Source organism: Haloimpatiens myeolchijeotgali, assembly GCF_042688525.2.
Taxonomy (GTDB): domain Bacteria; phylum Bacillota; class Clostridia; order Clostridiales; family Clostridiaceae; genus Haloimpatiens.
In genome coordinates this window covers 3,021,060-3,033,133 of record NZ_JBHWAB010000001.1, presented here as the reverse complement: position 1 = coordinate 3,033,133, position 12,074 = coordinate 3,021,060, and the positions used below count along the sequence as shown (strand labels likewise).

10 protein-coding genes are annotated in these 12,074 nt (G+C 29.6%); 8 read left to right on the top strand and 2 right to left on the bottom strand.

All coding sequences use genetic code 11. The features are described 5' to 3' along the window. Positions 1-391 precede the first annotated feature (391 nt). Positions 392-1,627, bottom strand: a complete 1,236-nt coding sequence (gene preA, locus ACFIJ5_RS13520; RefSeq protein WP_379807884.1) for an NAD-dependent dihydropyrimidine dehydrogenase subunit PreA — start codon at positions 1,625-1,627, stop codon at positions 392-394. After that, complete coding sequence (locus tag ACFIJ5_RS13515) at positions 1,627-2,898, bottom strand: NAD(P)-dependent oxidoreductase (protein ID WP_379809617.1); 1,272 nt, start codon at positions 2,896-2,898, stop codon at positions 1,627-1,629. The genes preA and ACFIJ5_RS13515 overlap by 1 nt, the downstream gene beginning before the upstream one ends. Before the next feature lie 375 nt (positions 2,899-3,273). Here ACFIJ5_RS13515 and ACFIJ5_RS13510 point away from each other — a divergent pair, with 375 nt between their 5' ends. The 8 genes from ACFIJ5_RS13510 to ACFIJ5_RS13475 all read left to right on the top strand — a co-directional run bounded on the left by ACFIJ5_RS13510 (position 3,274) and on the right by ACFIJ5_RS13475 (position 12,067). Then, positions 3,274-5,340, top strand: a complete 2,067-nt coding sequence (locus tag ACFIJ5_RS13510) for a BglG family transcription antiterminator (protein WP_379807882.1) — start codon at positions 3,274-3,276, stop codon at positions 5,338-5,340. Between the two features lie 17 nt (positions 5,341-5,357). Continuing rightward, positions 5,358-5,648, top strand: a complete 291-nt coding sequence (locus ACFIJ5_RS13505; protein ID WP_379807880.1) for a PTS sugar transporter subunit IIB — start codon at positions 5,358-5,360, stop codon at positions 5,646-5,648. 64 nt (positions 5,649-5,712) lie between these two features. Further along, positions 5,713-7,011: a PTS ascorbate transporter subunit IIC gene (locus ACFIJ5_RS13500; protein ID WP_379807878.1), complete on the top strand. Its 1,299-nt coding sequence runs from the start codon at positions 5,713-5,715 to the stop codon at positions 7,009-7,011. Between the two features lie 66 nt (positions 7,012-7,077). After that, positions 7,078-7,920, top strand: coding sequence for a sugar phosphate isomerase/epimerase family protein (locus ACFIJ5_RS13495; protein WP_379807876.1), 843 nt, complete (start codon positions 7,078-7,080; stop codon positions 7,918-7,920). 57 nt (positions 7,921-7,977) lie between these two features. Beyond that, on the top strand, positions 7,978-8,610 hold the full coding sequence (gene dhaL, locus ACFIJ5_RS13490) for a dihydroxyacetone kinase subunit DhaL (RefSeq protein WP_379807874.1): 633 nt from the start codon (positions 7,978-7,980) through the stop codon (positions 8,608-8,610). Between the two features lie 117 nt (positions 8,611-8,727). Then, entirely contained in the window at positions 8,728-9,726 is a 999-nt protein-coding gene (locus ACFIJ5_RS13485) for a dihydroxyacetone kinase subunit DhaK (protein WP_379807872.1), read from the top strand. Positions 9,727-9,866: 140 nt separating this feature from the next. Beyond that, on the top strand, positions 9,867-10,724 hold the full coding sequence (locus ACFIJ5_RS13480) for a class II fructose-bisphosphate aldolase (protein WP_379807870.1): 858 nt from the start codon (positions 9,867-9,869) through the stop codon (positions 10,722-10,724). Then, a complete protein-coding gene (locus ACFIJ5_RS13475; protein WP_379807868.1) occupies positions 10,721-12,067 on the top strand; it encodes an L-fucose/L-arabinose isomerase family protein in 1,347 nt (448 codons plus the stop codon). The genes ACFIJ5_RS13480 and ACFIJ5_RS13475 overlap by 4 nt, the downstream gene beginning before the upstream one ends. Positions 12,068-12,074 lie beyond the last annotated feature (7 nt).

Genomic DNA, 12,074 nt, shown 5'->3' with positions numbered 1-12,074 from the left:
TTTGAACAAAGTTTACAAGTTCTTAGCTTTACGAATTTGAAAAAAGTTTAGAACTTGTTGCTGAAGTGAAAAGTTTCAGAGTAATATATCATTTTCCGGAGCGATTGTTTTTGGTTTATATTTATGGTAAAGAAATAGCAAGCTTTCTGCTGAAGCAAAAAACTTGCTATTTTGTATAAATTCGAGAAAGGAATTTTATCTATAGTTATTACTATTGATTATTTCAAAAAGATTTTATTTAGTAAAAATTGATTTAAAAACTTACAATATATTAAGAAACCTTTATATAATATAACGTAAAAACTATTATTTGTTACAAATATCTATATAGTGTGTAGGAAAATATAGAGTAAATTCATTTTACGTCATAGGCTTTACGCATTATATTATACTAAAGAATTATTTTTCTTTCTTTAGCTCCGTTTTTAAATTCAATATCACCTTTAGAAATACATTGAGTTGGACATACATTTGAACATAAATGACATCCCACACATCTTTCTTTATTTAAAACTGGTTTTCTATTTTTTGCATCCCAATCTAATGCTTGGTGTCCACCATCATAACAAGATATATAACATCTTCCACAGCCAACACATTTATTATCATCAAATTTAGGGTAAACAATATAGTCTCTATCTAAATCTTCTGCTGGGATTATATTTCTATTAGCAAGTCCAATCATATCATCTAGCTTATTAAATCCTTTTTCATCCATGTAATGAGAAAGTCCACTTATCATATCTTCTACGATTCTATAACCATACTGCATTATTGCAGTTGTAACTTGTAAGTTTCTAGAACCAAGTAGTAAGAATTCTGCAGCATCTTCCCAAGTTTCAATTCCGCCGATACCGCTTATTGGTATATTCTTAAGTTTTTCGTTAGTTTTTAATTGTTGTATAAATCTTAAAGCTATTGGTTTTACAGCTTTTCCTGAATATCCTGAAATAGAAGATTTTCCATTTATAATTGGAAGTCCTATCATTTTATCAAGATCTACACCGGATATAGATTTTATTGTATTAATTGTAGCAATTCCTGTTGCTCCACCTTCTATAGATGCTATGGCAGGAACAGTCATATCTCCAATGTTTGGTGTCATTTTAGCAAGTACAGGAAGATTAGAACCTCTTTTTACTGCTTCACAGTATTTTTTAACAAGTGCAGGGTTTTGACCAACGTCACTTCCCATGGCATGGCTTGTCATTTGTGGACAAGAGAAGTTACATTCTATAATATCAGAATCAATTTCAGTTACAAGTTTTGCAAGCTTCTCCCATTCTTCTTCATTTTGTCCCATTATTGAAGCTACTACTATTTTATCAGGGTAGTTTTGTTTTAATTTTTTCATAGCCTCTAGGTTTTCTTCTAAAGAGTGTTCAGCTATTTGTTCCATGTTTTTAAATCCAACAAAAGAAGTTGATTCTTTTCTTAAATTATCAAAACGAGGAGAAACTTCATTAGGTTTGAAGAAACCTATAGTTTTAAATACTACTCCACCCCAACCAGTTTCAAAAGATTTTGCACACATTTCATAGCAGTTTCCAACTGGTGAAGATGATAAGAAAAATGGGTTTTCACATTTAACTCCACAGAAGTCTATAGAAAGATCTCTAGTTCTCATTATCTAGCACCTTCTTTCTCAAAATAATTATCTATTGCTACGGCAGCTTCTTTACCTTCTTTAACAGCATATACAACAGTTTTATCTCCTTCTGCTATATCACCACAGGCAAATATATTTTCTACATTAGTTCTGTAATCAGTAGTCTTTACAATGCCTTTTTCGTTAGTTTCTACTGAAGCAATTGATTTAACATCTGAAGCTGTTTGACCTATTGCAAATATAACCATGTCACAAGGAAGTTCAATAGTAGAATTATCAAACATACCAACAGCTTTAAATTTTGAAGCATTATTATTTTCACCTATAATTTCAGAAGGTTTAAATCCTGTAAAGATAGGTATATTTAATTTTTGTGTATAAGAAACTTCTTTTTCATCAGCAGGCATTTTTTCTAGTGTTCTTCTGTAAACTATTTTTACATCTTCACAACCTAAAAGTTTTGCAGTAACAGCACAGTCTATAGCAACATCTCCGCCGCCAATAACAATAACATGTTTACCTACTTTTGTTTCACCGTTTTTAGATTTAGCTTCTGCTAAAAATTCTGTACCATTTAATACACCATTTAAATCTTTACCTTTTATGTCAAGCCCTCTACTATTTTGCATTCCAGCTGCTACTAAGAAAGCTTTAAATCCTTGTTTTTTCAATTCATCTAAAGTTACATCTTTTCCAACTTTATAATTTGTTTTGAATTCAACACCTAAATTTTTAATATATTGTATTTCGTTATCTACAATTATTTGAGGTAATCTTTCAGGTGGTATACCGTATGATAACCATCCACCAAGTTTTTCTCTTTCTTCAAAAACAGTAACTTTGTATCCCATTTGTGCAAGTTTAGAAGAGGCAGCAAGACCACTAGGACCTGAGCCTATTACAGCTATTTTTTCTTTAGTAGCTTTTACTGGAGTTAAAACTTCCATATTTATTGCTGATTCATAATCAGTTAAGTAACGTTGTAATTTACCAATTTGTATTGGTTTATCTATACCGCATCTACTGCAAGCGCTTTCACAATATTTATCAGTTGGACAGACTCTTGCGCAGATACCTCCTAATGCATTATTTTCACGTATTGTTTCAACAGCACCTTTTAAATTTCTAAAGCGAAGTGAACGAATAAATTTTGCAGGGTTAGTACCTGCAGGGCAAGCTTTAGAACAAGGGGCATCATGACATAATAAACACCTTGAAGCTTCTTCAATAGCAAGAAGAGGTGTGAAACCGCTCTCTCTTTCTTCAAAATAAAAGGTCTTTTCCAAAATAATTCCTCCTTTAATAATTTTTACTTAAAAGGTTTACCTGTAGTAATTTTAACAAAAAAAATAATTTATTACTAAATTGAGAAATAGGCTTGTGTAAACGTATATAAGCATATAGTTAAATAGAGTACTATTTAGTTCAAAATACTAATAATTTCGTCAATGTTTGATAAATTTTATTCAAACTTTAATTTTACTCCGCTAGACAGTATTTTTGTCATGCAAAAGTTAAGTTACATTATATTGCAATATTTTATTTAATAATTGAAAAAATAATAATATTGCCACAATTTTTGAAAGAATGTATTATTTAATTAAAGTTGAAATAGAATTATAATTAAATCACAAGGTACCTTGATTGAAACGGAGGCAAGTTTTATGTATACATTATCAAAAAGACAAGAAAATATTGTTACCACATTATTAGAATTAAATGAGTATATAACAATAAAACAGCTTGCTGAAAAATTTTCTGTTAGTTCTAGAACAATAAGATATGATTTAGATAAAATTAAAGTTTGGCTTGAAGAGAATGAAGTTAAACTCATAAAAAAGACAAATAAGGGAGTAAAGATAGAAGATACACCAAAGAGAAAAAAGTTAATAGAAAAATTAAAAGTAATAAACCCAAAAGAAAGAGTATTGACTAAAGAAGAACGTGAGAAATTGATTTTTATAGACATTTATAGTAAGGATTTTGTTAAGCTTGATGATTTATGTAATAAACTTTTAATAAGTAAATCTACTCTTGTAAATGACATAAAAAATTTACAAAAAGAATTAGAGCCAGAAAATATAGAAATTGTTTATAAAAATAAAGTTGGATTTCAATTAGAAGGATGCGAAAGTAAAATACGAAAAACTATCATATCTTACATTAGAGATGTACTCAATGTAAACGATATTGTAAAATTATTGGATAAAAAGAAACAGTGTGAGTTAAAAATTATAGATTATTTATCATCAAATATAAAATTCATAAATATAAACAATATACCTAAAATATTTGATATTTTAAATGAAGCTGAGAAATATATGAATATAAAATTAGCAGATGATGCTTATACATCTCTTTCAATTCATATATTAATTGCTATAAAAAGAATGAAAAATAAATATGAAATAGAGATGGAAGATGAAAGGTTAAATTATATAAAAGAAAAAAAAGAATTCATTGTAGCTACGTATATTTCAAAACGTATAGAAGAAGAATTTAACATAACATTTGATGATAGTGAAATAGCAAATATAGCACTACATTTAATGGGAGCAAAGTTATATGAAGATATAGATTTATTAAACAAAGTAGAAACAATAAATTTATCCATTGAAGATGAAATAATTAATATAAACGATAAAATAATAGAAGTAGCACAGCGAGAAATAGGGATAAATCTAAAAAAAGATGAGCAATTAAAAAAAGCACTATTAATGCATTTAAAACCAGCAATATATAGATTGAAAAATGACATGAAAATAACAAATCCATTATTAAGTGAAATAAAAAAAAGATACCCATTTATTTATCAAGCAGCAGAAAAATGTAGTAAAATTATTGAGTTTTATTTAAAAAAACATGTGCCTGAAAGTGAAATAGGATATATTGCAATGCATTTAGGGGCTGCTTTTGAAAAAAATTATAATTCTGGTAATCTGGTAAAAGCTCTTGTTGTATGTACTAGTGGATTGGCTACATCTCAGCTTTTAAGTATAAGACTTAAAAAATTAGTACCAGAAATTAAAGTAGTAGCTACTTGTTCAATAAAGGATTTAGATAAATATGTTTCAGAAGTTAATATAATTTTATCCACTGTAGATTTTAAAATAGATGATATTCCAGTTATAAAAGTAAGTCCTTTTTTAGATGAAAAAGATTTGATAAAAGTAAGGCAGTATATTGTGAAAAAAAGTGAAATAAATAAATTTGTTCACTTTAATAATATAAATGTAGATGAGGAAAAATACGATAAGGAGTTGGACCCTATGCTTAAAGATATATTGACTGTAAAAGATATAGAGTTAAATGTTGAGGTAAAAGATTGGAAAGAGGCAATAATAAAAGCAGGTAACCTACTAGTAGATAATGACTGTGTTACTTATAAGTATGTAGAGTCTATGGTAGAAGCAGTAGAAAAATATGGACCTTATATTGTGATTATGCCAGGAATAGCATTTGCACATGCTAGACCAAGTGAGGAAGTTAAAAAACCTTGCATGAGTTTAATAACTTTAAAAGAACCAGTGAATTTTAATTCTGGTGATAAAGATCCAGTGTCTATTGTATTCGCTTTTGGGTCAGTAAACAAAAATAGTCACTTAACGGCATTGCAAGATTTAGCAAATTTTTTAGAAAAAGAAGAAAATATTCAGTTTTTGACGAATGCTGTTGACAAAGGCCAGGTAATAACAAATATAATAGAATATGAAAAAAATATTGATAATTAATATAAGGAGTGATAAACATGAAAGATTTAAAAATTATGGCTGTATGTGGATTTGGTGTAGGAAGTAGTATGTTATTAAAGATGAAGATTGATGAAGTATTAAAAGCAAATGGAATGAAAGCGGAAGTATTTACAGCAGATGTTGCTACAGCTGCATCAACAGAATGTGATTTAATTTTTACATCTAAAGAAATGCATGAACAATTAGAAGGAGAAGTAAGTGTTCCAGTCATTCAAATTGATAATTTTATGAATAAAAAAGAAATAGAAGAAAAAGGATTAAATATTATACAACAACTATTAGGATAAAAAATAGGCTGTGTTAAAAATAAATAATTAACATAGCCTAACCAAAAAACAAGGGGGTTTAAATATGCAATTTTTAAATTTTTTAGTTAATCAAATCTTTAGGCAGCCACCATTATTTTTAGGAATTATTGCACTTATAGGACTGTTACTTCAAAGAAAAAGCTTTAGTGAAATAGTAAAAGGTACCTGTAAGACAATAATTGGTGTTATCGTTCTTATGAAAGCAGTTGACATAATAGTTGCGTCAATCGATCCTGTAGCAAAAGCTTTTGCTAAGTTGTATTCAATTCCAGCAAGCAATGCTATTAATCCAATGGGATTTAGTAAGTTTGTAGAAATGTATGGATCAACAATTGGATTGGTTATGGTTTTAGCCTTTGTTATCAATCTTATTGTGGCTAGATTTACTAAACTTAAAAATATCTTTTTAACAGGTCATATCTTCTTTTGGATGTCATTTATATTTGTAGCTGTAGGAGTTGAAGGTTCATTAAAAGGAACTACATTAATAATATTTGCTACAGTACTATTATCACTTTATATAATTATATCCCCAGCATTAATAAGACCTTTTGTAAAAAAGGTAACAGGAGATGATTCATTTACAATAGGACATACTACTGTTGGATTAAGTTTATTAGGAGCATATATAGGTAAATGGTTTGGTAATAAAGAAAAATCTACTGAAGATATGCGTATACCTAAGTCATTACAATTCTTAAGAGAAACAACAATTACTACAGGTCTTGTAATGTTTATAGTATATGTAGTTGTAGGATTAATAATTGGCTCATCAGTTAGAGCAGAAGCTTTTGGACCAGGAAATGATATTATAGCTAATATGATTGTATACGCAATGATACAAGGATTAACTTTTGGAGCAGGTCTTACAATATTACTTACAGGTGTAAGATTAATGCTTGGTGAAATAATTCCAGCCTTCAAGGGAATTGCAGATAAAGTTATACCAGATGCAATACCAGCTCTTGATTGTCCTATGATATTCCCATATGCACCTAATGCTGTTCTTATAGGTTTTGTAGTGAGTATGATATCAAGTGTTATTGCTATAGTAGTATTTGCATCTACAGGAGCATTTGGTTATGCAGTAATTCCTTTAACTGTTGCATGTTTCTTTGATGTAGCACCTGCAGCGGTATTTGCAAATGCCACAGGAGGAAGACGAGGAGCAATAATAGCTAGTGTGGTATGTGGTGTAGCATTAATAGCATTAGAAGCATTGTCAATACCAATATTACAACATACAGTTTCTGATTTTGTTCAAGCATTTGGAGGTAATGATTTCTCACTATGGGCTATTATAGTAGGAAATATTATGAAGTTACTTGGACTAGGTGCATAACCATAAGTAAAGCTAAAATTTGAAGAAGGTTTGTACTGCAAACCAAATTTAAAGGGGAGAGTTAATTTGAAATTAGGAATTCATCTTTCAACATTTACAACAAGTTGGGAAGAAGATGTTTTAAGATATGTAAAAATAGCTTCTGATATTGGATATGAAGGGGTTGAAATTCCTTTAGTTGATCCTTTTGAATTTCAAGTGAAAAAAGCAAAAAAATTGTTAAAAGAAAATAATTTAATGTGTACATGTGGAACAGGATTAAATCCAGCTATAGATATATCGTCTGTAGATAAAGAAGTAAGAATTAAAGGATTAGAACATTTAAAAAAATGTATAGATATATGTAATGAATTAGAAAGTGATTGTTTAGGAGGAGTACTTTATGCTCCTTGGGGTATGAAAAAGTCTAGAATAGAAGCTGTGGAAAGTATAAAATACAGCATAGAAAATTTACAAAAGGCAGCAGTATATGCAAAAGATAAAGGTGTAACTTTAGCTCTTGAAATATTAAATAGGTATGAAAGTTATTTTCTTAATACTGTTAAAGAAGGAAATAAAATAATTGATGAAATAGGATGTGAAAATGTAAAACTTCATTTTGATACATTCCATTCTCATATAGAAGAAAATAACCTTCATGAAGCTATAATTGAAGGCGGCAAAAATATATATCATGTTCACTTTTGTGAAAATACTAGAGGAGTTCCAGGCACTGGTCAAATAGATTGGAAATCTGTAATAAGTGCTTTAAGAAAAATAGAATATACAAGATGGATTACTCTAGAAAATTTTGTTGTACCAAATTGTGAAGTGGGAAAAGATGTATGTATATGGAGAGAAATTGAAAAGGATAGATATACTGCTGTAAAAGAAGGATTCGAATTTATGAGGAAATTGACAAGCGAGTAGTGAAAATCAAATAAGGAACATTAATGTGTATACGCTGAAATGGATGGAGGAATGATTATGAACACATTAAAACCTAAAGAAGTAAAAGAATTATTATTAGTGTTAAGTAAAGTTTTTCAAGAAAAAATGGAGGAACTTTCAGAATATGATTCAGTTATTGGTGATGGAGATCACGGAGTAACAATGGCAAGAGGTTTTAAAGCAGGAGCAGAAAAAATAAGTGATTTAGATGAAGATGTAAATGGATATTTTAAAAAATTTGGTAGAGCTTTAATCGCAGAATTAGGAGGAGCAATTGGTCCGTTATTTGGAAGTGTTTTTACAGAGATTGCAAAAGCTTGTAAAGGTGAAGAAGAAATTGGACTATGTAATATAGTTAATGGTTTTGAAGGTGCTCAAAATAAAATTATGGAATTAGGTGGAGCTAAGGTTGGGGACAAAACTATGGTTGATGCAATAGCCCCAACAGTAGAAAGCTTAAAAGAATCATTAAAAAATAATTTATCATTAAAAGAAGCAATGGAATTAGCAGAGAAAAAAGCAGATGAGGGTGTAAAATCTACTATTCCATTAATTGCAAAGAGAGGTAGATCAAAATTTCTTCAAGAAAAGGCCATAGGGCATCAAGATGCAGGAGCAACGTCTTTCTATTATTTAATTAAGACATTTAATAAATATATAGACAAGTAAAATATTCAGAAAATTTAAAAGATATTATAGAATATTTGGTAATAAATAATATAACTTAATAATATTTATCATAATTAAAGTTGTTAATTTCTGTAGTCAAAAGTTAGGAGTGATAGCATGAAAAAGTTTATGAATGAACCTGAAGATATGGTTAAGGAAACCATTGAAGGATATGTTGATGTATATAAAGATAGATTAAAGAAATTAAAAGGAGCAAATGTTATTGCAGTAAAAAATAAAAAAGAAAAAGTTGGAGTGATAATTGGAAATGGTTCAGGGCATGAGCCAGCATGCATAGGATTTGTAGGTAATAATATGTTAGATTGCAATGCATATGGTGGTATTTTTGCAGCGCCAGGTCCAGATACTATTCTAGAGGCTATAGAAGAGGCAGATACAGGAATGGGAGTAGTTGTTTTGATATCAAACCATGCAGGTGATGTTATAAACTCCAAAATGGCTATAGATATGGCAGAAGAAGATGATATAAATACAAAAGGTGTTATTTTATATGATGATATAGCTTCAGCACCAAAAGGTGAGGAAGAGGAAAGAAGAGGTACAGCAGGAACACTATTTAATTATAAAATAACAGGAAGCTATGCAGAAGAAGGACATTCTATTGATAAAGTTGTAAAGATGGCAGAGAAGGTAAGAGATAATACAAGAACATTAACAGTTGCAACAATTCCAGGTACATCTCCTATAACAGGCAAAAAGATGTTTGAAATTGAACCAGATGAAATGGAAATTGGTATGGGAGTACATGGAGAAGCAGCAGCACATACTATTAAAGTTGGTAAAGCTTCAAAAATTGTAGAGGTAATGTGTAATAAATTAATTGAAGACAAGCCTTATGTAGAAGGTGATGAAGTAGCTGTTATTGTTAATGGATGCGGACAAACAACTTATATGGAACTTATGATTTTTTACAATGAAGTTAATAAGTTTTTATCTTCAAAAGGAATTAAAACCTTTAAGCCAGCAGTAGGAAGTTTTATAACAACTCAAGAGATGGGTGGAATAGCATTATCATTTTGTAAAATGGATGAAGAATTAAAAAGGCTTTGGGCTAAAGAAACAGATGCACCATGTTTTCCTAAGTTATTGCCATAAAATGAAACTTATCTTCAGGTGGAGTTTATACTCCATTTGAAGGTTAGTTAAAATTATCAAAGGTGGCAGCACTGCTTAACTTGCCTTCTTTAGAGGATAAAGTAGACATCGGATAAATAAAGTTAATTGGAGGAATACTTATGGATATTGTATCAATGAAGGAATTACTAGTAGATGCTTATAAAAAGGGATATGCTGTGCCAGCTATAAATGTTAGTAACATGGAAACAGTAATGGCAGTGATGGAAAAGGCAAGCGATATGAAATCTCCTATAATATTACAGGTAGCACCTATGCAGCTTGAAAATCAAAATATAAACTATGAACAGATAGTAGATATCATAAAGATTTTTTCTAAAAGTTATGATGGAAAATGTGCTATACATGAAGATCATTCAGAATCTTTACAGTATTGTTATGAAGCAATAAAGGGTGGTTTTACTTCTATTATGTTTGATGGTTCAAAGCTTTCATATGAAGAAAATGTTAAGAATACAAAATTAGTTACTGATATTTGCAGTAAGTTAAATATTAGTGTGGAAGCAGAACTAGGAAAGATAATGGGAAATGAAGCAAGTCAAAGTAATGAAGGCGATACAGCTATATACACAGATGTTCATCTTGCAAAAGATTTTGTAAGTAAAACTAAAGTAGATGCATTAGCAGTATCAATAGGAAATGCACATGGATTTTACAAAGGAAAACCTAAATTGGATTTTGATAGATTAAGAGAACTTAAAGAAAGCATAGATATTCCTATGGTGCTTCATGGTGGTACAGGTATACCTTGTGAAGATATACAAAAATCAGTAAAACTTGGTATATCTAAAGTTAATTTTTTCACAGAAATAGATAATGAGTTTACAAATGCATTTAAAAACCAAGTTTTAGAGAATGAAGGAATTTATATGATGTCCGCTATAGAAAAAGCAAGACAAGCTATGATGGCTAAGGTTGAGGAAAAAATAAAAGTATGTATGGCGGAGGGGAGAATATGAAGCTAAATGTTGGATTAATTTGCTTTGGATATCCAAATTTCAGAGTGGATATTGCAAAAAAGACTCTAGATAAATCTATAGAACTGTTAAAAAAAGAGGATATAAACTTAATTTCTCATGATGAAGTTATTGTGGATGCATCAGTTACAAATAAAGTTGTACAAGATATGAAATTGAAAAATATAGATTTGCTTATAATTCAAAATGGAACTTTTTCTGATGGAAATCACATAATAAAGATTATTGAAAATTTAAAAGATACTCCTATATTACTTTGGGGATTACCAGAGCCTAAGGCAGGCGAATTTAAATATATAGCATTAAATTCTATGACAGCTTTTAATATGTTTACAAGTTTTTTATATAAGTATAAGGTTTCATTTAACTATGTTTTTGGTAATGTAGAAGATGCAAAAGTTCAAAAGGGAATAAAGGATAATATAGAAGCATTAAAAGTTAACAAAAAACTTAGAAATTCAAAGTTTTGTATCATAGGGGGAAGAGCACCTGGGTTCTATTTATCAAATGTGGATGAATTGAGATTTAGAAAAGAAATAGGGCCAGAGATTGTATATTATTCTTTAGCACAACTTTTGAATGATGTAAAAGAATTAGATGAAGCCATTATAAAAGAGGTAGTAGAGGAAATAAATAAAACTGGCAGGGTGACATCAAGTAGTGAAGCATTAGAAAAAACAGCTAGGGTATACTTAGCAATTAAAAAGTTTATAAAATCTAACAATGTACAAGCATTTACTATTAAGTGTTGGCCAGAAATGCAAAGTTTATATAATTTTGCTCCTTGTACAGTGTTATCAAAATTCAATTCAGAAGGGATTATGGCATCTTGTGAAGGTGACATACCAGGTCTTGTCACAATGTATATTCAGAATATTCTTACAGATAAGTCTGTTTTCTTTGCTGATTTGGTAAATGTTAATGATAACGGAACAGTGAAACTTTGGCATTGTGGTTGTGCTCCATACAAATTAGCTTGTGATGAAAAGAAAATTGAATTTACGCAGCATCCTACTATAAAAAACGGAATTGGAATGTCTGTTGAATTTGAGATGAATAAAGGAAGACTTGTAATGTGTAAGTTTAAGGAAGACGATGAAAAATATAAGTTATTAATAGCACCTGGAACAGGAGTAAAAGAAGATAGAGTTTTAACAGGAAATCAAGCAGATATAAAATTTGATGCAGATAATGAAAAGTTATTGAGATGTATAGTTGAAAATGGAATTGAACACCATTACTCCATAGTATATGAAGATATTGTTGATAAATTAGAAGTTTTATGTAAATGGATGAATATTGAAGCTATTTTATGTAAGGAATAGAACAGAT